Here is a 21,887-nt window from a genome sequence, read left to right as displayed (position 1 = left end):
CCGTTCAGGCCCCGAGAGTTTGCGGTTTAATCGGCATCTGGCGCGGATAGGGGCTTGGGCAGCGGTTTGCCCAAGTAATACCCCTGAGAAAAATCGAAACCGAGCTGCTTGGCCTTGAGTTGAATGTCGGCGCTGCCGACGTATTCGGCCACGGTACGCATGCCTAAACGGCGCGCCGCATCGACGATAACTTGAGCAATGGTTTCCGAATCCGGATCGTCGATGATACTCATGATGATCGAGCCGTCTATTTTCAAATAGTCGATTTTCAAGCGCAGCAAGTGCACGAAATTGGAGTAGCCGCTGCCGAAGTCGTCGATTGCGAATTTACAGCCGTAGGTTTTCATCCGGTCGACGAACAGGCGTATTTCTTCGTAATTTTCGATACCCTCGGTTTCGGTAATTTCCAATACAATCCGCGGACCGACACCGGGTTGCGACAGTTTTTGGTCGATGAAGGCCACGGTGTTACTGTCCAGAATATCTTCCACCGTCAAGTTGATCGCGACTTCGCCGCTGCACTTGTCCAAAATGGCTACGGCCTGTTCGAAGATCGCTTTGGTCAACGCCGCGTATTGCCTGGACAGTTTGGCCGCCCGCAAAAAGGTCGGCGCGATAACCTCGCCGTCCTCGTCTATCATCCGCATCAAGGCCTCGTGCTTGCAGACCTGTCCGCTGACATTATCGACAATCGGTTGAAAAAACGGCACGATGCGGCCGTCGGTCAACGCGCGCCGGATCTTCTGGCTCCAGCGGATGTTGTCTTTGTAATGCGATTTAATCTCCATCTGGTCGGTGTACACCAAATAATCGCGCCGCTCTATCCGCGCCCGCTCCAAGGCCAAAGCGGCATGAGTGTAGGCGTTGTCCCGACCGAAACAGATGCCGGCTGTGACGCGGATATTGATTTTGTCGTCGCCGCAATCGACGGCCACCGATTCCAACTGATTAAGTATGGTGGCAATCAAGCTTTCGAAGCCGGCCGCGTCGCCCTGCTTTTCGGAAAACAGGGCGAATAAATCGCCGCCGATCCGGTAGGCCGAGGCACGCCCTGCCGTCATTTTTTGCAAGCGGGCGCCAATTTCGAGCAAGACTTTGTCGCCGTTGCACAAACCGTAGAAATCGTTAATCGCTTTGAACTGGTCGATGTTAATCATGCCGAGCATCGCCCGGCTGGAGGCTTTGCCCAAATCCTGCATGAGCTTGACCCGGTTCGGCAAGCCGGTCAACGCATCGGTGGTCTGTTGCCGGATCAGCTCTTCCTGCTTGATCAGGTAAGTGACATTAACGCTGGTCGAGATGAATTCGCGGATGCTGCCGTCGGCATTCAGAATCGGCACGATGGTGTTGTTGACGTAAACCTCCTCGCCCGATTTGCTTAAATTGCAAAAAGTGCCGCGCCATATGGCGCCGGACAGGATGGTGCTCCATAACTCGCGAATCAAGCCGGGAGGCGTACTCGGGTCGGCGATCACCCGGTGAGTTTTGCCGATCAACTCCTCGCGCGAGTAGCCGTAGGTTTCGACGAAGGCATCATTGACATAAGTGATCACGCCTTGCGGATCGGTTCTGGAAACGATATTGGAGACGTCGGCGGCGTGCTTGTATTCGTTTAGCCGCTCGACGCGGCCTTCCAACACCTTGCGCAGACGGCCGAGTTCGAGGTGGGTTTTGACTCTGGCGCGGACCTCGTCGATATCGAACGGCTTGGTGATGAAATCGGCGGCGCCCAAGGAAAAACCGCGAATTTTTTCGCCGGATGCGTCGACGATCGTCACGAACAGGATCGGAATGTTGCAGGTCTTGGGACTGCTTTTCAGCCACTTGCACACTTCGTAGCCGTCCATTCCGGGCATTTTGACGTCCAGTAGTACCAGATCCGGCGGCGTCGGCCCTTGTGCCAACTCCACCGCTTTGGGGCCGTCGGTCGCAACCAGAATACTGTAGTCGTCTTTCAACGCTTCGAGGAGACCGTGGATGTTTTCGGGTAAATCGTCTACAACCAAAATGGTGGGCCTAGCGCTAGGCACTGCACAGTCGTCTCTGCTCATTGGTGTAATCGGCGTGGGGGATGTTGTGGGCTAAAATTCCCTAATTATAGTCGCCCATAACGTTTCCGATAGGCGGCCAGCTCCAAGTGTACTTCAACCCGGGCCATCAAGATTTCCGGCACTACCGGCTTAGTCACGTAATCCACGGCACCGAGCGCGAACCCGCGGCCCGCTTCCTGGACTTCGGCGGCGGCCGTCACGAAAATCACCGGAATGCCAGCGGTACCCGGTTGGCTCCGCAGGCGTCGCAACACTTCGTAACCGTCCATTTCCGGCATCATGAGATCCAGCAATATCAAATCTGGCGGCGGCACGTGGCCGGCTATCTCCAGAGCTTTACTGCCACTGGTCGCCGCTTGGATCGCATATTTTCCACGCAGAATATTCAGTAGCGTGTGCAGATTTTCGTGAACATCGTCGACAATCAAAATTCGGGGCTTATCGGGATTGGTATCGATCATGAGCAGTAAGGAAGTCAATGCGAAGCGATATACCGCTGATCTTTAAGCGACATAATTACAAAACAAGGTTAGCCAATGTTCCGCCGCACCGCAATTGGGAGCCTCTCGTCAACGCTGAGTCCAGACCGAATCTCGTAACGCCGGCAACCCGGCAGTGACAGGAACACACTCCTCGATTGCAATTGCCCGCCGTATGAATTATTCTATTGCGCTTAAGTCAGCAAGCTGCATGCCAACGTACAACATTAGCACGCCATGACTGACCGAGATTTTGGAGAGATGGCCGAGCGGTCGAAGGCGCACGCCTGGAAAGTGTGTATACGGAAACGTATCGAGGGTTCGAATCCCTCTTTCTCCGCCAAACTTTGATCCGACCACGGATCAGGCCCTTTAAAAACCCGCAAACCGCATGGTTTCGCGGGTTTTTTATTGTGGCATCGCTATCAGCTGGCTGAATCCAGTAAAGCTGCGCGCAGCAAACTCGCATTGTGCATCTAAATACGCCTACGCAGCAGCACATTAGCCAACGCCAATCCATCGAAACGTTTGTTTTGTCTACAATGTTATGCGGCTGCGCACCTTACAGCCGGATCATACGCTTGACTTTAGCGTAGCGCTCGCCAGCATGACGCTACACTTTGCCATTTATTTTCAATACATTGACGGAAACGCAAATCCGTTTTTAAACAGAATCGGACTCTATCCATCATCAGAAACATGAACCATCTTCAACCTGCCAAAACAGTCACGTACGCATTTTGCACGTATAACAGGGCGGGCAGGTTAGCTAAATTGCTATCAGCAATCCGCTCGCAAACCTGCCCGGCGCCATTCGAGATATTGGTAGTAAACAATAACAGTTCCGACCAAACGACTGAGGTGTTAGAGGAATTGTGCGCTCTACCCGGAATCCGGTTACGCTGGGTGACCGAACCGGAACCCGGTATAGTTGCAGCCAGGAACCGTTGTCTGAATGAGGCGATCGACTCGGATATACTGGTATTCATCGATGACGACGAGATTCCGCAACCCGGTTTGCTCGAAGCCGCTTACGATGCCATCGTCAACGAGGGCGCAGACTGCGCCGGCGGAAGAGTCTTTGTCGACTTCGACGACCTAAACCGGCCTGAATGGCTAAAAGACGAATTGTTGGGCTTTCTGGCTGAGACTGATTATGGGGATGAGCCGTTTTGGATCAGTGACAAGCAAACTCCGCTTTGGACGGCAAATATCGCTTACAACATGCGCCTTTTTCGCGACAATCCACATCTACGGTTTGACAAACGCTATGATCGGGTCGGAAAGGCGGTTGGTGGCGGAGAAGACGTCATCATGTTTGATGCTTTACTAGCCGCAGACTGCCGGATTCGATATCGTCCGGATATGGTCGTACTTCATTCAGTGGAAGCGTGGCGGTTAAAACGCCGATATTTTTTAAAACTACATTTTGTATCGGGATACAAGAACGCGTATAACCAAACAGCCGAATTCCCGCGCAGTTATTTTGGCGTACCTCCTTTTTTAATTTTTAAAACAATCAAGTTATTTTCGATTTGGTTAACGTCCGCATTAAAAAGCCGGGAGATTAACATTAGAAAACTGATGAATTTCACCCACTCCAGCGGTTTGATATTCGGTTATTTCAAGCGATGGCAACAAACCGAATTAGATTCAGATAATCAGTCTTGAGAAAATCGTGCGCGACATTGTTGTTCTTATATTTTTAACAGCCTGCATAATCGCTGCACTAAAAAAGCCGTGGTGGGGAGCTCTTTCTTTAGCCATATTCAGCTATTTGAACCCGCATGCCTACGCCTGGGGATTTGTCCGTTCGCTACCGGTATATTACGTACTGTTTCTCGTCGTCACTGTCAGCACCATTGCGACAAGAGATAAACAGCCAATACCGAAAGATTGGCGCATTCCTGCCTTCCTATTTCTTTGGGTTTATTTTATTTTCACGACCACGCAGGCCCCGCTACAAGATATTGCATGGACCAAGTTTTGGTTTATTTGCAAAATATTTATACCTTTTTACTTTACCTGGGTATTAATTAATACTAGAGAAAAACTTTATTATTTGATTTCTACCATAGGCGCATCAATTGGCGTTGTAGCTGTTAAAGGCGGTATTTTCGCCATCGTTACCGCATTTGGTCATCGGGTTTACGGGCCACCTAATACTCAATTCGAAGATAACAATTTGTTCGCAGTAGCCATGCTGATGGCCATACCGCTATTATTAGTCTGGGAAAAGGAATTGACCAAGAAATGGCTTAAAACCGGCATCTTGTTATCCGTTCCGATTATTTATGCCGCTTCGTTATCTTCTTGGTCGCGCGGCGCCCTTTTGACCATGATCGCGCTGACGTTAATATTAATTTCAAATAGTAAGCGTAAATTCATGACGATACCCATCGTGATTGTTGGAATCATAGCGGTAATACCGGCTATGCCCGAGGAATGGTTCGGACGCATGCATACTTTGGAAACCTACGAAGAAGACTTATCCGCGATGTCCCGAATCGAAGCCTGGACCGACGGCTGGAACTACGCATTGAGCCACCCGTTCACCGGTGCCGGATTCGACGGCTGGATCCATGTCACCATGCGGGACTGGCATAGCTCCTATATAGAGATGCTTGCCGAACACGGCTTTGTCGCATTTGGAGTCTGGTTATCGATGGTCCTGGGTAGCGTTATAAGCTTGACGAGTCTAATACGGCAGGCAAAACGGATTGAAGGGATGGACTGGGTTGTCCATTACAGCTCCATGGTTAGCAGGCTGGTGAAAAACTCGCGCCTATTTTCCCTTACCCGCGGTTCTCGTGATTTTTTCGCGTTGAAATCAGTCATAAAATCGAGTTTCAACGGTTAGGCCTCTGTTTCGAGGCCTTTTTATCCACCTGACGCCGTCTTTGGACGGTCTTCAGGCGCACTTCGCCCTAGGTGGGCTTAGCCCACGCCGGTTTCGGCGTGAATACCAGTAAGTTCAGCAGCCGTGTCAGGTTGTACGCGGCAAAGCAAAATAAGGCTTGGCCTGCCACTTTGGCTAAACCCATGTGGCGGGTTTTGCGCAGGCCTCCGACCGTCTTGATCCAGCCGAAGGCCTCTTCGACGATTTTGCGGCGCTTGAGGCTTTGGGCATAGCCTTTGCCGCGAGCGGTGCGGCCATCGATGGCACTGCCGGTCTTTTTGCGGGCCACATGGGCTTTGATGTCTTGCGCGTTGAGTTGGTTGACGAACGCCGGTTGGTCGTAGCCTTTGTCGGCACCGACGCTGCCGCCTTTGGGCACGCGGCGTTTGACCATTTTTTGGGCGGCTTCGATTTCGGCGGTGCCGGTAGCTTGGGTGGTTTCGACATCGACAATCAGGCCGTTACGGTTCTCGGACAGGGCATGGGTGATGTAGCGCAGTTTGGCCTCGGTGTATTCGCCTTTCTTGTAGAGCCGCGCTTCCGGGTCTGTCGTGCTTTGGTGGGTGGCGTTGCTGCGCTTTTCGCCGCTGAAGTCGACCTCGGGATTGCGGCCGGCGGGCTTATCCGGACCGCTACCGTCTTTTTTTACGAAGCTTTTGTGCGAGGCCCAGGCTTCGATCAGGCTGCCGTCGACACTGAAGTGTTCGTCGGACACCAGGTTTTGCCATTCCGCTATGGCCAGCACTCGGGTGAAAAATTCGCGGCTGAGGGATTCGGACAATAGGCGCTCGCGGTTGGCGCTGAATACCGTGCGTTCCCAGACAGTATCGTCGATGCCCAAGCCGACAAACCAGCGAAACAGCAGGTTGTAGTCCAGTTGTTCCATCAACTGTCGCTCACTGCGAACGGTATAGAGCACTTGCAACAGCAAGGCGCGCAGCAGTTTTTCAGGGGCAATCGACGGGCGACCGGTGTGGGAGTAACGCTCGGCGAACACGGCATCCATTGAGGCCAAGACGCCATCGACCAATAGCCGTAAGCGGCGTAGCGGATGTTGTTTGGGAATACGGTCTTCCAGGCTGACATAGCTGAACCAGCTGTGTTGGATGGCATCGTGTCCGCGCATTGGGGCATCTCCAATTTAGATAGCCTATTTTAACCCTTACCAGCAGTTATCGGTCTCGGATTGCTTGGCTTTGGGAGTTTTTCACCAGCCTGTTAGAGCGTCGATTATTTGTTATATGGTGGGTACTGCATTTCTTGGCCTGTCGTATTGGGACTTGATCTATCATTTAATATTTATATCGGTATTAATAAAACAATTTGCGCTTCGAGACTTTTCCGAGAAAGAAAAATTCGCTGCCGAACAGCTTAGAGCGAACAAAAAACCAGCCATAGACCGAGCCTTAAACTCAACCATTGATTAGAGATGGAAAAAACACTAATATCGCTCTATAGCAGTTCCATTATTGCTTTCTGCTTTGCCCTTACCGTTATAATTCTCGCACTCTGTAATTACTCCAGAACCGGACCAGGCATACAGCGAGAAATAGAAAAAAGATTTGGCTACTATCTTTTATACGCCATTGCCAGACTGATTTTTTGGTTATTTATCATATTCTTTCTAACATCACTACCAGGTACCGTAGCCGTTTATTCTCTTTCGAGAACGTCGACTCTGATAGGCTTTAATTTTGTTAGCAATCTGATGGGCTGCATCTTTTCCAGCACAATCATTACCCTTTATTTTTTTTTACACCAACTACTGTATAACCCGGGAAGCATTCAACTGTCTTTCCAATATCGATTTTCGCGACTATTCTTTCTGTGGAGGCTCTTATCTCCCAATTTAATTAAATTTTGCAAATATTTTCTGTTGGCGTTTTTTGTTTCAGGTTGGATATCTGCGTTTTATTTTTCAACCGCTGAAGGCGAACTGTCATTTTTAATTTATATAGCGGGCTTAGCCGCTTTATATACATACATTCACTGGGCAGCTAGCGAAAAAGAACCGGCCGTAATTCAGTCGACCAAACAAAATAAAATGAACGTTGTCATGATAGGGGCCGACACGTTACGTTGCGATCGTATCAGCGGCAACGGTTATCCACGCAATCTGACACCCAACATAGACAAATTACGCTCTCAAGGCGTCAGCCTAAAAACTTGTATTACACCTCTCGCCAGAACCGCCCCCAGCCTGACTTCGCTGCTCACCGGCCTCTGGCCGCAGAATCACCGCATACGCGATAACTATCCGTCCGAATCGGATTGCAAATTGCCCCAACCCTCATTAATTGATTTGCTCAATCAACACGGCTACCTGACAGCCGCCATATCCGATTGGTGTGGTGCCGATTTTGCAAAACTGAGTTTTAATTTTTCGGAACTCTCTGTAGCCGAAGACCAATGGAATATTAAGCTATTACTAAGGCAAGGCTCTTCTTTGATTAGAAACGTTTTGTCTTTATTTACCAAAAATCCGCTCGGAAAACGGTTTCTACCGGAGTTCTATTACTTGGCCGGCTCGCCTTTAACCCGCCAAATGGGACGCGAGTGTAGAAACTATCTAAAGCGTTGCGGCCAAAAATCGCAACCTTTTTTCATTAACTTATTTACGTCGGCCACCCACGTTCCCTTCAATTCGGAATATCCTTATTACAATTTATTTACACCGGCGGATTACAAAGGCGAATCGCGGTTTATTATGACCAGACTGGCATCCGCCGAAGAAATTATTGAAAAACAAGAAAAAAACGCCGACTTTTTCGATATCCAACAAATCAATAATTTATACGACAGTTGCGTAAAACAATTCGACGACGAAGTTGGCAGGATAGTGGATTACATCGAGCATTCGGGTTTGGCCGACAACACGATAATAATTATTTACAGCGACCATGGCGCCGACTTCTTCGAAACCGGGTGCTGGGGACAGGGAAATACATTAGTCGGCAACGACCCGAGCGGCCGGATTCCTTTGATAATCAAAGGCCCTGGCGTTCCGAGCGGCATTGATTTTACACCGGTCACGCGCTCTATTGACGTGATGCCGACCTTATTGGAACTGTTGGACCTGCCGGTGCCGGCCAACATCGACGGTATCAGTTTGGTGCCCTATCTCGAAACGCGGACGTCTCCAGAACTTTTCGCATACCAAGAAACCGGAGTCTGGCTGGGACGAATTCCCGGATTACATCCACGGCAGATTTTTTATCCAAATATCGTCGAGTTATTGGATATCCCTAATAAAAAAACCGGGACGCTGGTAATCAATGAGCAACTTTATCCTACCGTCATCCAGGCCAAAAACAGGTCTATCCAAAATCACAAGTGGAAACTGATTTACATTCCAACCTACGACGGCCCCGTTTACCAACTTTATGACTTAGAAAACGATCCTTATCGCGATGTTACGGATCAATTCCCGCTGATATTTGCAGAGTTGAAATTACTGCTGGATGCACACATTGCAAACGATTCGTTAATCGCTGCTCATTGATCTCGCTCAAGCGTAGTACTCTGCGAAAATGGGCGACTTTATAGAGGCTCGACACTCACTTGCCGAGTGCCAATAATCGAAAATATTAAGTACCGACCGGCATCCACAAATTTTGCCGAACTGGAAGTGTTTGCCGACAAAGGATTCATCCGAGCCGCCAGATTTGTAGTTCCGACCATAAAGCATGCCGGAACTCAAGTTACCGCTATACCTTTGAAAAGCCTCAGCGGGAACGATAGTAGTCCAAATACCATTCAACAAAGCGCTGTATGCCCTGCTCTATGCTGGTATTGGGTTTGTAGCCGACATCGCTCACCAAGGCTTCGACATCAGCGTAAGTGTCGGGGACATCGCCGGGTTGCAACGGCAACAACTCTTTCTCCGCCGTTTTGCCCAAAAACCGCTCCAGCGTCTCGATGTAGGCCATCAGCTCCACCGGATTTTGGTTGCCGATATTGTAAACGCGCCACGGCGCTTTACTTGTACCAGGATCCGGATTCGATCCGTCCCAGTTGAGATTGGCCTGCGCGTTATGATCCAAGGTGCGCATGACGCCTTCGACGATATCGTCTATGTAGGTGAAGTCTCGCCGATGTTTACCGTAGTTAAATACCTTGATTTTTTCACCCGCCAAAATGGCTTTGGTGAATAGGAACAACGCCATGTCTGGCCGCCCCCAAGGCCCGTAAACGGTGAAGAAGCGCAATCCGGTAGTTGGAAGCTGATACAGATTGCTGTAGGTATGCGCCATCAATTCGTTCGCCTTTTTTGAGGCGGCATACAGACTTAATGGATGGTCGACATTGTCATGCACTGAAAACGGCATCGACTCGTTAGCACCGTAAACCGAACTACTCGAGGCATAAACCAGATGTTCGACCTTATGGTGTCGACAACCTTCCAGGATATTGATAAAGCCGACAATATTGCTATCAATATAAGCATGGGGATTTTCCAACGAATAGCGTACCCCCGCCTGAGCCGCTAAATTGACGACTTTTTGCGGTTGGTACTTCTTGAAAACCGCGTCCATTCCGGCCCGGTCGGCAATATCCAACCTTATATCGGTAAACCCGGAATGATTTTTGATTCTATCCAAACGGCTGAGTTTGAGATTCACGTCATAATAGTCGTTGAGGTTATCGATGCCGATAACTTCGTCACCGCGTTCCAACAACTTAACAGCCAAATGGTTACCGATAAAACCGGCTGTGCCGGTCACCATAATTCTCATGTTTACAACCTTGCGTCGGTTTGATCGGCCGGAAATAAATATTTCAGATCGTAGACTATCGCCTGCGGCGTACCAAGAGCTCTGATCGCGGAGATCGGCATTTGCCGGAACTGATCGTGGGCTACCGCCAGGATGATTGCATCGTATTTGCCCTTATCGGGCTGCTGGACTGGAGAAATACCGTATTCGTGCCGAGCTTCATCAGCGTCGACCCAAGGGTCGTAAATGTCGACATTGACGCCGTAGGTCTGCAATTCGGCCACAATATCCACTACTCGGGTATTGCGAATATCCGGGCAGTTTTCCTTAAACGTCAAACCCATGATCAGTACGTTGGCTTCCTGAACGTGAATCCGTTTTTTTAGCATCAACTTGACCAGTTGCGACACCACGTATACGCCCATACCGTCGTTAATACGCCGGCCGGACAGGATGACTTCCGGGTTATAACCGATCGCTTGGGCCTTGTGGGTCAGATAATAAGGATCCACGCCAATGCAATGACCGCCAACCAAGCCGGGTCTGAACGGCAAAAAATTCCATTTGGTACCGGCTGCCAGCAAGACTTCCTCGGTATCGATACCCAATTTATTGAAGATTAAGGCCAGTTCGTTAATTAAAGCAATGTTGACGTCGCGCTGGGTGTTTTCGATGACCTTGGCGGCTTCGGCCACTTTAATGCTGCTGGCTTTATGGGTTCCAGCAGCGATAATACTCTTATAGAGGGCGTCGACTTTTTCGGCAATTTCCGGGGTCGAGCCCGAAGTCACCTTCAAAATATTTGTCACCCGATGCAGTTTGTCGCCAGGATTAATCCGCTCGGGGCTATAGCCGACGAAGAAATCCTGGTTGAATTTCAATCCGGAAACCCGTTCCAGTATCGGCACACAGACTTCTTCAGTCGCCCCCGGGTAGACCGTCGACTCGTAAACGACGATATCGCCTGGTTTGACGACTTTGCCGAGCAAATCGCTGGCTTTCTGCAGAGGCGTCAAATCGGGTTGCTTATGTTCGTTGATCGGGGTGGGAACCGTGACAATGTAAACCGAACAATCGGCGATATCCTGCAAATCCGCGCTGTAAGTCAGTCTAGTGGCTGCCGCCAGTTCTTCTCCGCTGACTTCAAGAGTATGATCCCGGCCGGCGCGCAACTCCTTGATACGATGCCGATTGATATCGAAACCGACCGTCGGATACTTCCGACCAAACTCCACTGCCAACGGCAATCCGACATAGCCCAGACCAATCATGCCAATCTTAACGTTGTCCAACATCAACTAAATCCTCCACTACCGCACTGGTACTTTTTGAGTTCGCTATTTCTTGGCGATACAACCCCACGCCATCAACCAGGCTTGAGAAAGGTAACTATCGGCCGCTTTAGGCAGCCCCCCTTTCAAGACCATTTCCAAAGTATGATTGATGATGCCAAAAAAGTAAGTGTAGGCGAGTAACGGATCAATGGCCTTAATTTCGCCGTCTTTGACACCGTTCTGAAAAATGCGCTTGATTTTGACAAACGCCGCCGTATCCAATAAAGGTTTCGGTTCGGACAGAAACTCATCGCTGTTTACAAACAACAGGAACTGCACCACTTCCGGCGCGTCGTCGGTTAAACGGAATAATAAGTCTACTATTTCCCGCAGTTGTTCCGCCGCTTTACGGTTACGACGGCGAATATCGTCGACCGATATGCTCAGACTATCGAGAATATTCTCGTGTAAAGTCTGAGCGATCGCTTGTTTGGTTTTGAAAAACTGGTTGATACCGCTATTGGTTTTAATGCCCAGGGCATTCTTAATATCGGTCAACGAAGTATTGAAATAGCCTTTTTCAGCAAATAGTTTCAATGCCGCTTGCAATACTTCGTCCTGACTGACCGTTTTTTTCTGCTCAATCTCTGATGTCGATTCTAATTCTTGTTCCATGCTCTTTTATACAGCTTTACCTGCTGTTTACTCTCTGTTATTGCAGTATTAATACCGCTTTATTATTTTATTCGCTAATGGTGGAAAACGCCGCCACGAGGTAATTGACCATCGACCATAACGTCAATATTGCCGACAAGTATAATAGCCAATAACCTATCGAGTTGATCGGCAAACCGAACAAGTCTTCCCGGTACAACAACAAACTGACCGCGGTCATTTGTGCCGTGGTTTTCCATTTTCCCAATAACGACACCTTAACCCTGGCGCGTTGACCGATTTCCGCCATCCATTCTCTTAACGAGGCTATGGCAATCTCCCGGCCGATGATAACGGCTGCCGGTACCGCCAGGAAAGGATTACCTTGCTCCTGCACAATCAACACCAGAACGATCGCCACCATCAATTTATCGGCCACCGGATCCAAAAAGGCGCCGAAAGCCGTTTGCATATTCATTTTTCTGGCCAAATAACCGTCCAACCAATCGGTAACGCCGGCTATCAAAAAAATCAGCGTGCAGGCGATATTCGAATACTGCCAAGGTAAATAAAACACAATGGCCAGCAACGGGATCAATGCAATCCTCAGCAAAGTCAAGTAAGTCGGAATTGTGAATCTAATGGCCATCTTGGTGGTGAAACGTATCGTAAATCCGCTGTGCTAATTGTCGGCTAATGCCATCTATACTGGCCAAAGCGTCCACGCCTGCACTGGACACTCCCTGCAAACCGCCGAACTGTTTCAGCAGAACCTGTCTTCTTTTCGGCCCCAGTCCGGCGATATCCTCCAATACCGATTGCTTATTGACTTTACCGCGCCGCTGTCTATGGCTGGTTATAGCAAAACGATGCGCCTCATCGCGAATCTGCTGAATCAACAGCAAAGCCGACGCTCCCGGCGTTACGTCCAATGGCTGTTGATTACCGACCAGAATAATTTTTTCCATGCCGGCTTTGCGATCGGGCCCTTTGGCAACCCCAACTATCATAACATCGTTTATCTCCAATTCGGCCAAAGCCTTTTCCGCTTCAGCGACCTGGCCTTTACCGCCGTCGATAAACAAAATATCCGGCGCCCGATGTTCGCCTTGCTTCAAGCGTTTGAAGCGTCGGGAAACGGCTTGATAGATCGCAGCATAATCGTCGCCCGGCGCAATGCCTTCGATATTGAAGCGGCGGTAATCGCTCTTCACCGGCCCATCCCGATCGAACACCACGCACGACGCAACGGTCTGCTCGCCTTGAGTATGACTAATATCGAAACACTCCAACCGGCTCGGGATCAGGTCGCAACCCAATTCCTGTTGCAAACTGGCGAATCGGCCAAACAATCCTTGTTTATCCGCCAAGCGGGCGCTCAACGCATTTTCGGCATTGGTGACGGCCATCTGCAGCCATTTCAGACGTTCCCCGCGCACATTGCTCGATATGGCCACCGCGTGCTTGGCCTGCTGGGCCAAGACCTCGGCGACCAAGGCTGATTCCGGCAAGGCGTGGCTTACGATCAACTCCTGCGGCACGGTTTTTTCCAAGTAATATTGGGCGATAAAGGCCTGCAATATTTCCTCCGGCTGGCTTTCTTCCAACATCTTCGGAAAAAACTGGCGATTGCCCAAGTGCTGGCCGTTGCGAATGTAAAATACCTGCACGCAGGCCATGCCGGTTTTTGCGGCGCAGGCGACAATATCGACGTCGCCGCGTTCGCCCTCCACGCATTGTTTCTCCAGCACCGCTCGCAATCTGGCGATCTGATCCCGGTAAATCGCTGCTTGCTCGAACTCCAGTTCTGCGGCGGCAAGCTCCATTTTGGCAACCAAGCGATCGATCAACAATCCGCCCTTCCCCTCCAAAAACAATATCGTGTTTTCGACGTCGGCGGCATATTGCACTGTGCTGACCAAGCCAACGCAAGGCGCGGTGCAACGTTCGATCTGGTATTGCAAACATGGCCGGGAGCGGGCGCTGTAATAAGAATCCTCGCATTGCCGGACCGGGAATATTTTCTGCAGCAACTTCAAGGTTTCCTTAACCGCGCTGGCGCTCGGATAAGGCCCGAAATATCGGCCGCGCCGTTTCTTGGCGCCTCGGTGAAACGTCAGTTGCGGAAAATCGTGAAAACTGGAGATAAAAACGTAGGGATACGATTTGTCGTCGCGCAAACTGATGTTGTAACGGGGTTTGTACCGCTTGATCTGCTGGCTTTCCAGCAGTAAAGCTTCGCCCTCGGTATGAGTAACGGTGACCTCGATCCCGGCCACTTTAGCCACCATGGCCTGCTGCTTGGGTGAAGCGGCGTTGGTCCTGAAATAACTCGACACCCGGTTCTTCAGATTCTTGGCCTTGCCGATGTAAATGATCTCGCCTGCCGCGTCCAGCATTTTGTATATGCCTGGACGCTGGGTCAGCGTTTTGATGAACGCCTTGGCATCAAAGCCGGCCGGGTCGGTATCAGTCACGGCCAATCAGCAACGAACGAACGGTCGAAAACACTTCGGCCAGCATTGTCGGGCTTAAACGCTTGGTCTGCACATTGTAGCGGCTGCAATGATAGGAACTGACCAAGGTGTTGCCATCCGGCAATTGAAACAGCGAGTGATGGCCGAATTTGGCAGCGTTGGTTTTCAAGCCATAAGCACGCAGTACGGCTTGGTGGGCGATATTACCTAAAGCCAAAATCACCGAGCGCTCAGGCAAGGCCTGGATTTCCGCTGCCAGATAGTGATTGCACCGTTTTATTTCATCGCCGGTGGGTTTATTTTGCGGCGGCAGACACTTGACGGCATTGGTGATCCGGCAGTCGGCCAAGACCAGTCCGTCGTTCAACGCGGCAGACTCCGCCTGATTGCTAAAACCGTGATCGTATAACGCTTGATAAAGCAGCAAGCCGGCATAGTCCCCGGTAAAGGGCCGACCGCTGGCATTGGCACCGTGCATTCCCGGCGCCAAACCGACAATCAGCAGTCTCGCTTCCGGATCTCCGAATGGCGCAACCGGCAAGGCATGGTAATCGGGGTATTTACGTTTAACATCATCGAGAAACCCCGCCAAACGCGGACAATCCCGGCAATCTTGATTAAAGAAATTAGAAGGTAACATGACACAGACAAAGTAAGACTGCGTTGATTTTACCCGACCCGAGAAAATCCTGCCGCGGCTACGGCAAAATCCGGCCGTTTAATTAAGCGTTTGGCACAGGGGACCACAGGTAACCCACAATAAAAAAGGGCCTTACGGCCCTTTCTTGTCGCTGCGATAAGCGCTAAGAGATCAGTTGTTATCAACTTCTTTCATACTCAAGCGCACCCGGCCTTGGCGATCGATTTCCAACACCTTGACCTTGACCACGTCGCCTTCCGACAACTTATCGCTGACTTTCTCGACCCGCTCATCGGAAATTTGCGAGATGTGTACCAAACCGTCCTTGCCCGGCAAGATCGTGACAAAGGCCCCGAAATCCATCAAGCGCACGACTTTGCCTTCATAGGTTTTGCCGACTTCGACTTCTGCGGTAATCTCCTCGATCATCCGTTTAGCTTCTTCACCAGCCGCTTTATCGACCGAGGCGATATTTACGACGCCGTCGTCGGTCAAATCGATGCTGGCGCCGGTTTGTTCGGTTATGGCCCGGATTGTCACGCCGCCTTTACCGATGACTTCGCGGATTTTGGACGGATCGATTTTAAAACTGATGATGCGCGGCGCGAAATCCGACATCGTCTCGCGAGAGCAGGACAGCGCTTTGTTCATCTCGCCCAAAATATGCAAACGGCCTTGCTTGGCTTGGTCGAGAGCGACTTTCATAATCTCCGGCGTGATGCCGTCGATCTTGATGTCCATTTGCAGAGCGGTGACACCGTTCTCAGAACCGGCCACTTTGAAATCCATATCGCCCAAGTGATCTTCGTCACCCAGAATATCGGATAACACGGCAAACTGGTCGCCTTCTTTGATCAAACCCATCGCGATACCGGCCACCGGAGCCTTGATCGGCACGCCGGCATCCATCAACGCCAAACTGCTACCGCAAACCGAGGCCATCGAGCTGGAACCGTTCGATTCGGTGATTTCAGATACCACGCGCAAAACGTAAGGGAATTCGCCCATGTTTGGCAACACCGATTGCACGCCGCGCTTCGCCAGACGACCGTGACCGATCTCGCGGCGTTTCGGCGAGCCGGTACGGCCGGTTTCGCCCACACTGAACGGCGGGAAGTTGTAGTGGAACAGGAAAGTGTCTTTGTATTCGCCAGCCAACGCGTCAATGATCTGCGCATCGCGCTCGGTACCCAAAGTCGCGACGACCAAGGCCTGAGTTTCGCCGCGGGTGAATAACGCAGAACCGTGGGTTCTGGGCAATACGCCGGTACGAATCGTAATCGGCCGCACGGTGGTCAAATCACGGCCGTCGATACGTTTGCGATCGTTCAGAATTGCACCACGGACGATGTTGTATTCCAGAGTTTCGATCACATTGCGAATGGCTTTTTCGTCGTAAAGACCTTCCGCAGTCAATTTTTCCACGACGCCGCTACGGATTGCGCTCAGCGCATCCTGTCTCGCCAACTTCTCGGGAATTTGGTACGCGGCTTTGATTTGCGCTTCGGCTTCGGCGGCAACGGCGGCTTTCAGGGCTTCGTTATCGGCCGGAGCAGTCCAAGCGATTGCCGGAGTGGCGGCTTCGGCGGCAAATTCGTTGATCGCGTTGATTGCAACCTGCATTTGCTCGTGGCCGAACAATACTGCACCCAGCATAACGTCTTCAGGCAACAAATCGGCTTCCGATTCCACCATCAACACCGCTTTGTTAGTGCCGGCAACCATCAAGCGCAAACGCGATTCTTTCAGTTGCGGCAAGGTCGGATTCAACACGTACTGGCCATCGATATAACCGATGGTCGCAGCGCCCAACGGACCGTTGAACGGCAGGCCGGACACGGCCAGTGCGGCGGAAGCACCCAGAATCGCCGGCGCTTCGGTATCTATTTCAGGATTCAACGACAGTACGGTAGCAATGATCTGCACTTCGTTAGTGAAACCTTCGGGAAACAGTGGACGAATCGGACGATCGATCAGGCGAGAAATCAGCGTCTCGTTCTCGCTTGGTCGGCCTTCGCGTTTGAAAAATCCGCCGGGAATTTTACCTGCCGCAAAGGCTTTCTCTTGATAGTCGACAGTCAACGGAAAAAAATCACCGCCGCTGCTTTCCTTTTTGCCGACCACGGTCACCAACAGCGTGGTGCCTTCGACATCGATAATCACCGCGCCGTTGGCTTGACGGGCAATTTCGCCGGTTTCTAACGTGACGAGACGATCGCCGTACTGAAATTGTTTCCTGATAGGATTCACTATAAGGTTCCTTCGATTAAAGGTTATGCTGAAAATTTTGCCCTAAAGCAGAAACGGCGCCCCATGCGCCGTTTCCAGATTGTATTACTTGCGGATACCCAGGCGTTCAATCAAGGAACGGTAACGCGCCACATCGGTGTTTTTCAAATAATCCAACAGTTTGCGGCGTTGGTTAACCATGCGCAACAGACCGCGGCGCGAATGATTGTCTTTCTTGTGGGTAGCGAAGTGCGGAGTCAGTTGGTTGATATTGGCGGTCAACAAGGCAACCTGGACTTCAGTCGAGCCGGTATCGGATTCCGACAAACGGTATTCTTCAACGACGGCTTTTTTTTGTTCTGCAGTTAATGACATTCTTAATCCCTATCGATTAATTTTGATTTTAAAAAACCATCTGATGATGGCAAGGATGGCACCGTCTCCGCAATAGGGTGCAGCGACGATGCATAGACCCGGATAATCAAACAGCTTGACTATCCAGATGAAACAGTTTTTTCGGGGCTAGTTTACCATCCATTGAAATTTCCCCCAACCCCAAAAAACACTCAGGCGAATAGATTCTGACCCGCTCGGCAGCGGCTTCCGCCACTCGGATACGCTGCCCCTGGCGAACCCGCTCCGCTTGTTCGGCACTCAAAGCAATTTCCGGCATGCCCAGCAACGGTTGGTCTAATGCGATCAAAACCTGCTGCAATTGTTCAGAATCCATTGCCTGCAACCCCTCCAAGGTATGAGCTTGGCCGATGTCAAACATGCCCGCAGCGGTGCGGCGCAGCATCGTGACACTGGCGCAACTGCCCAAGCGATGACCGATATCTTCGGCAAGCGAACGAATGTAAGTGCCTTTGGAACAGGAGACATCCAGCGTCAAGCTGCCGCGCTCGAAATCGGCCGCCACCAACTGCAGCTGGTATATTTTGATACGTCTAGCCTGCCGCTCGACGGTCTTGCCCGCCCTGGCCAACTCATACAGTTTTTGGCCCTGATATTTGAGCGCGGAGTACATCGGCGGGACTTGCTCGATCTCGCCGACGAATTCAGTCAGACACTCCAGCAGGCGACGCTTATCCAACGGCGGCACCGGCATTTCGGCAATGACTTTACCTTCGCTGTCGCCGGTATCGGTCATTACCCCCAACTGAATCGTCACCAAGTAACGCTTGTCGTCGTCCAGCATTAACGCCGATACTTTGGTCGCTTCGCCGAAACAAAGTGGTAGAAGCCCGGTGGCAAGCGGGTCCAACGCCCCGGTATGGCCCGCTTTGTTGGCATTGAACAACCTTTTTACTTCCTGCAGTGCCTGATTCGAAGACACCCCCAGCCGTTTATCGAGCAGCACGATGCCGTGCACATCGCGCCCAGACTTGCGTTTCGCCATTAAACGTCCTGTTCCGGAGTATCGTCGCTAGCCGCAACGGGCTTACCGCCTTCCAAATCGTGCAACAGCGCCGCGACGCGCATACCGGTATCAAACGAATTGTCGTAGTAAAAATGTAATTCGGAGATATGCCGCAAGCGCATCCGCTTCGCCAACTCATGGCGAATGAACGGCGATATCTCGTTCAACACTTTGACATTGGCTGCCTTACCGGCATCGTCGGCGTTCAATACCGTGACGAAAATTTTCGCCACCGCCAGATCCCTGGACAGCTCGACCTCGTTGATCGTCACGAAACCAAGCCGACTATCCTTGACGTCGCGCTGCATGATGATGGCCAATTCCTTCTGCATTTCTGAAGCGACCCGCTGGCTGCGGCCGAATTCTCTGCCCATGCTTAGATTTCCCGCTTAACTTCGATACGTTCGTAAACTTCGATCTGGTCGCCGGCTTTGACGTCGTTATAATTTTTGACGCCGATACCGCACTCCATGCCCATTTTGACTTCGTTGACGTCGTCTTTGAAGCGACGCAACGACTCCAATTGACCTTCGAAAATCACCACGTTGTTACGCAGCACCCGGATCGGCAAATTGCGTTTGACGAAGCCGTCGACGACCATACAGCCGGCGATCGCGCCGAACTTCGGCGAACGGAATACGTCGCGCACCTCGGCCAAACCGACGATCTTTTCCTGAATGTCCGGCGCCAGCATGCCGCTGATCGCGCGCTTAACTTCATCGATCGCCTCGTAAATGATGCTGTAGTAATGCAGATCGATATCTTTTTCTTCGATCAACTTACGCGCTACCGCATCGGCACGAACGTTGAAACCGATCAAAATTGCATTGGAAGCCAGCGCCAAGTTGGCATCGCCTTCGTTGATACCGCCGACACCGCCGTAAATACACTTGACTTGCACTTCCTCGGTCGACAGGCCCACCAGTGATTCGCGCAAGGCTTCCAAACTGCCCTGTACGTCGGTTTTGATGACGACATTGAGAGTCGAGGTCTCGCCCGCAGACATCCGGGAGAAGACGTCATCCAGTTTCGACGCATGCTGCGCGGCATGGCGGCTGGAGCGTTTGCGCTCTTCACGGTGCGCCGCCAATTCCCGCGCCACCCGCTCGTTTTGCACGACCAGGAACTCGTCGCCGGCATCCGGCGTACCGGATAAGCCCAAAATCTCGACCGGCGCACTGGGGCCAGCTGACTTGATCGCATGCGAATTCTCGTCGAACATCGCCCGAATCCGGCCGTATTCGTGTCCGCATAACACGAACTCGCCTTTGCTCAGCGTACCCTTTTGAATCAGCACCGTAGCCACCACGCCGCGGCCTTTGTCCAGGCGCGACTCGATACAGACACCGGAAGCCACCCCGTCTTTCGGCGCTTTCAGCTCCAATACCTCGGCCAGCACAATCAACGCCTCGATCAAGTCATCGATACCGGCACCGGTTTTGGCGGAAACTTTCAGGAACTGCACGTCGCCGCCCCATTCTTCCGGCACCACGTTCAACGTAGCCAATTCCTGCATGACTCGGTCCGGATTGGCTTCCGGTTTGTCGATTTTATTCAGCGCGACGATGATCGGCACGTTGGCGGCGCGAGCATGGTCGATTGCCTCCTTGGTTTGCGGCATCACGCCGTCGTCGGCAGCAACCACGACGATAACGATGTCGGTGACTTCCGCACCACGCGCCCGCATCGCGGTAAATGCAGCGTGACCTGGTGTATCGAGGAAAGTTACCGAACCGTGGTCGGTTTTGACCTGATAGGCACCGATATGCTGGGTAATACCGCCAGCTTCCCCGGCAGCGACGCGGGTTTTACGGATGTAATCCAGCAACGAGGTCTTACCGTGGTCGACGTGACCCATAATGGTCACGATCGGAGCTCTAGCCGATAGCTTGACCTCACCGGCCTCGCCGATCACTTCCGCCAGCATTTCCTGCTCGAAATCGTCCTCGCTTTGCATGATGGCTTTGTGCCCCATCTCTTCAACCAAAATCACCGCAGTTTCCTGATCGATGGTCTGATTGATGGTGGTCATGATGCCCAACTTCATCAAGTGCTTGATCACTTCGGCGGCCTTGATGTTCATTTTCTGAGCCAGATCGGAGACCACGATAGTCTCCGGAATGGTGACTTCGTAAACGGTAGGCGCTTGCGGTTTTTCGAATTTGTGGCGAGCCTGATGCAGATCGATCTCGAATTCAGGCTTTTCCCGACGCGGGGCCGGTTTCGCTTTCTTGGCCTTGCCGCGCCGCGCATCACCGCCGCCGCCACGATCGACTTCGACATCCGGAGTAGGACCGCGTGAAGGCTTGAATTCGGCTTTTTTCTTATGCAGCGTCTGCTGTTGCTTGGCTTCGGCTTTCTTTTTGACCTTCTCAGCCGTTCTTTGTACCGCCGCTTCCAAGCGCTGCTTCTTTTCTTCCTCCAAACGCTGCTCTTCGGTCAACTCCACCGGTTTGGCGGGTACCTGAACTGCAGCGGCCGCAACTTCTGACTTAGCCTCCGCGACGGGTTCCTGTTGAACCGCGACCGGTTGCTCCAGCTCCTGGGCGGCGGCTGGCGCTGGTGGCTCGACAGCCACAACCACGTCTTCCTCGACGGCCTTGGGTTTCAGCTCGATTTGCTGCTTACGTCTTTCCTCTTCCAGCAACTGCTGTTTGCGTTGTTCTTCCAGAGCTTGTTTGGCCAGCTCCGCTTGCCGCTGCTCATCGCTACCGGGTAAATCGCTACGCTTGATATATGTCTTTTGCTTGCGCACTTCGACGCTAACCGTTTTCACCGCGGCACCGGGCGGAGTCGATTGCTTCAATTCGGTCTTGGTGCTGCGTTTCAGCGTAATGCGCTTGGGCGTTGCCGCTTCCTGATCGGCATCGGTCTTACCGTGGCGTTTACGCAAATGGGCGAGCAGTTTGACTTTTTCGTCGTCGTCAATGACGTCGTCCGGCGCGCTGGCGCTCAAGCCGGCTTCCTTCAACTGCTCCAAAAAACGTTCCAGAGGGATGCCTACAACTTCCGCTAATTCCTGTACTGTTTTATCGCTCATAATCTCCTC

At 51.6% G+C, this 21,887-nt stretch carries 16 protein-coding genes, 1 tRNA gene and 1 pseudogene; 4 read left to right on the top strand and 14 right to left on the bottom strand.

Annotated features, from left to right (window positions below):
* Window positions 1-26 precede the first annotated feature (26 nt).
* Both PL263_RS02820 and PL263_RS02815 read right to left on the bottom strand, forming a co-directional pair.
* Window positions 27-2,051, bottom strand: coding sequence for an EAL domain-containing protein (locus PL263_RS02820; protein WP_278211606.1), 2,025 nt, complete (start codon window positions 2,049-2,051; stop codon window positions 27-29).
* A gap of 44 nt (window positions 2,052-2,095) precedes the next feature.
* Window positions 2,096-2,512 (bottom strand): response regulator, encoded by a 417-nt coding sequence (locus PL263_RS02815; protein WP_278211605.1) that lies wholly within the window; start codon window positions 2,510-2,512, stop codon window positions 2,096-2,098.
* A 273-nt stretch (window positions 2,513-2,785) separates the two neighbouring features.
* Between PL263_RS02815 and PL263_RS02810 the strand changes: the two genes are divergently transcribed.
* From PL263_RS02810 to PL263_RS02800, 3 genes are all read left to right on the top strand, one after another.
* Window positions 2,786-2,873, top strand: a tRNA-Ser gene (locus tag PL263_RS02810).
* A gap of 356 nt (window positions 2,874-3,229) precedes the next feature.
* Window positions 3,230-4,201, top strand: coding sequence for a glycosyltransferase (locus PL263_RS02805; protein ID WP_278211604.1), 972 nt, complete (start codon window positions 3,230-3,232; stop codon window positions 4,199-4,201).
* A gap of 7 nt (window positions 4,202-4,208) precedes the next feature.
* Window positions 4,209-5,390: a putative O-glycosylation ligase, exosortase A system-associated gene (locus PL263_RS02800; protein WP_278211603.1), complete on the top strand. Its 1,182-nt coding sequence runs from the start codon at window positions 4,209-4,211 to the stop codon at window positions 5,388-5,390.
* A 67-nt stretch (window positions 5,391-5,457) separates the two neighbouring features.
* On the opposite strand, the gene PL263_RS02795 is transcribed toward PL263_RS02800, so the two are convergent.
* Window positions 5,458-6,555, bottom strand: coding sequence for an IS5 family transposase (locus PL263_RS02795; protein ID WP_278209962.1), 1,098 nt, complete (start codon window positions 6,553-6,555; stop codon window positions 5,458-5,460).
* A gap of 750 nt (window positions 6,556-7,305) precedes the next feature.
* Between PL263_RS02795 and PL263_RS02790 the strand changes: the two genes are divergently transcribed.
* Entirely contained in the window at window positions 7,306-8,931 is a 1,626-nt protein-coding gene (locus PL263_RS02790; RefSeq protein WP_278211601.1) for a sulfatase-like hydrolase/transferase, read from the top strand.
* Window positions 8,932-9,154: 223 nt separating this feature from the next.
* On the opposite strand, the gene PL263_RS02785 is transcribed toward PL263_RS02790, so the two are convergent.
* The 11 genes and pseudogenes from PL263_RS02785 to infB form a co-directional block, all read right to left on the bottom strand.
* A complete protein-coding gene (locus PL263_RS02785; protein ID WP_140912609.1) occupies window positions 9,155-10,165 on the bottom strand; it encodes an NAD-dependent epimerase in 1,011 nt (336 codons plus the stop codon).
* Window positions 10,166-10,167: 2 nt separating this feature from the next.
* Complete coding sequence (tviB, locus tag PL263_RS02780; RefSeq protein WP_278211600.1) at window positions 10,168-11,439, bottom strand: Vi polysaccharide biosynthesis UDP-N-acetylglucosamine C-6 dehydrogenase TviB; 1,272 nt, start codon at window positions 11,437-11,439, stop codon at window positions 10,168-10,170.
* Between the two features lie 42 nt (window positions 11,440-11,481).
* Window positions 11,482-12,093, bottom strand: coding sequence for a TetR family transcriptional regulator (locus tag PL263_RS02775; RefSeq protein WP_278211599.1), 612 nt, complete (start codon window positions 12,091-12,093; stop codon window positions 11,482-11,484).
* A gap of 67 nt (window positions 12,094-12,160) precedes the next feature.
* On the bottom strand, window positions 12,161-12,721 hold the full coding sequence (pgsA, locus tag PL263_RS02770) for a CDP-diacylglycerol--glycerol-3-phosphate 3-phosphatidyltransferase (RefSeq protein ID WP_278211598.1): 561 nt from the start codon (window positions 12,719-12,721) through the stop codon (window positions 12,161-12,163).
* Window positions 12,711-14,525: pseudogene (gene uvrC, locus PL263_RS02765) on the bottom strand (excinuclease ABC subunit UvrC); the annotation flags it as partial. The pseudogene uvrC and the gene pgsA, both read right to left, overlap by 11 nt.
* A 16-nt stretch (window positions 14,526-14,541) precedes the next feature.
* Window positions 14,542-15,189 carry a uracil-DNA glycosylase gene (locus PL263_RS02760; RefSeq protein ID WP_278211595.1) on the bottom strand — a complete coding sequence of 216 codons (648 nt, stop codon included), beginning with the start codon at window positions 15,187-15,189 and terminating at the stop codon, window positions 14,542-14,544.
* Between the two features lie 171 nt (window positions 15,190-15,360).
* Complete coding sequence (gene pnp, locus PL263_RS02755; protein WP_347568949.1) at window positions 15,361-17,442, bottom strand: polyribonucleotide nucleotidyltransferase; 2,082 nt, start codon at window positions 17,440-17,442, stop codon at window positions 15,361-15,363.
* Between the two features lie 81 nt (window positions 17,443-17,523).
* The gene (gene rpsO, locus PL263_RS02750; RefSeq protein WP_064021993.1) at window positions 17,524-17,793 is read right to left on the bottom strand and encodes a 30S ribosomal protein S15; all 270 of its coding nucleotides are present in this window, start codon (window positions 17,791-17,793) and stop codon (window positions 17,524-17,526) included.
* Window positions 17,794-17,899: 106 nt separating this feature from the next.
* The gene (truB, locus tag PL263_RS02745; RefSeq protein ID WP_278211592.1) at window positions 17,900-18,817 is read right to left on the bottom strand and encodes a tRNA pseudouridine(55) synthase TruB; all 918 of its coding nucleotides are present in this window, start codon (window positions 18,815-18,817) and stop codon (window positions 17,900-17,902) included.
* The gene (gene rbfA, locus PL263_RS02740) at window positions 18,817-19,212 is read right to left on the bottom strand and encodes a 30S ribosome-binding factor RbfA (protein WP_140912602.1); all 396 of its coding nucleotides are present in this window, start codon (window positions 19,210-19,212) and stop codon (window positions 18,817-18,819) included. The genes truB and rbfA overlap by 1 nt, the downstream gene beginning before the upstream one ends.
* A 2-nt stretch (window positions 19,213-19,214) precedes the next feature.
* Window positions 19,215-21,878 carry a translation initiation factor IF-2 gene (gene infB / locus PL263_RS02735; RefSeq protein ID WP_140912601.1) on the bottom strand — a complete coding sequence of 888 codons (2,664 nt, stop codon included), beginning with the start codon at window positions 21,876-21,878 and terminating at the stop codon, window positions 19,215-19,217.
* Window positions 21,879-21,887: the final 9 nt, after the last annotated feature.

Origin of the sequence: Methylomonas sp. EFPC3 (assembly GCF_029643245.1) — a bacterium.
Taxonomy (GTDB): domain Bacteria; phylum Pseudomonadota; class Gammaproteobacteria; order Methylococcales; family Methylomonadaceae; genus Methylomonas; species Methylomonas koyamae_B.
Note: the sequence above shows the minus strand (reverse complement) of the source record. Positions and strands in the feature narration are given on the sequence as shown.

Bases quoted from the DNA above. Each gene is read 5' to 3' on its own strand.
- PL263_RS02820 (WP_278211606.1), bottom strand. From the start codon at position 2,051: ATGAGCAGAGACGACTGTGCAGTGCCTAGCGCTAGGCCCACCATTTTG.
- PL263_RS02815 (WP_278211605.1), bottom strand. From the start codon at position 2,512: ATGATCGATACCAATCCCGATAAGCCCCGAATTTTGATTGTCGACGAT.
- PL263_RS02805 (WP_278211604.1), top strand. From the start codon at position 3,230: ATGAACCATCTTCAACCTGCCAAAACAGTCACGTACGCATTTTGCACG.
- PL263_RS02795 (WP_278209962.1), bottom strand. From the start codon at position 6,555: ATGCGCGGACACGATGCCATCCAACACAGCTGGTTCAGCTATGTCAGC.
- PL263_RS02785 (WP_140912609.1), bottom strand. From the start codon at position 10,165: ATGAGAATTATGGTGACCGGCACAGCCGGTTTTATCGGTAACCATTTG.
- tviB (WP_278211600.1), bottom strand. From the start codon at position 11,439: ATGTTGGACAACGTTAAGATTGGCATGATTGGTCTGGGCTATGTCGGA.
- PL263_RS02775 (WP_278211599.1), bottom strand. From the start codon at position 12,093: ATGGAACAAGAATTAGAATCGACATCAGAGATTGAGCAGAAAAAAACG.
- pgsA (WP_278211598.1), bottom strand. From the start codon at position 12,721: ATGGCCATTAGATTCACAATTCCGACTTACTTGACTTTGCTGAGGATT.
- PL263_RS02760 (WP_278211595.1), bottom strand. From the start codon at position 15,189: ATGTTACCTTCTAATTTCTTTAATCAAGATTGCCGGGATTGTCCGCGT.
- rpsO (WP_064021993.1), bottom strand. From the start codon at position 17,793: ATGTCATTAACTGCAGAACAAAAAAAAGCCGTCGTTGAAGAATACCGT.
- truB (WP_278211592.1), bottom strand. From the start codon at position 18,817: ATGGCGAAACGCAAGTCTGGGCGCGATGTGCACGGCATCGTGCTGCTC.
- rbfA (WP_140912602.1), bottom strand. From the start codon at position 19,212: ATGGGCAGAGAATTCGGCCGCAGCCAGCGGGTCGCTTCAGAAATGCAG.
- infB (WP_140912601.1), bottom strand. From the start codon at position 21,878: ATGAGCGATAAAACAGTACAGGAATTAGCGGAAGTTGTAGGCATCCCT.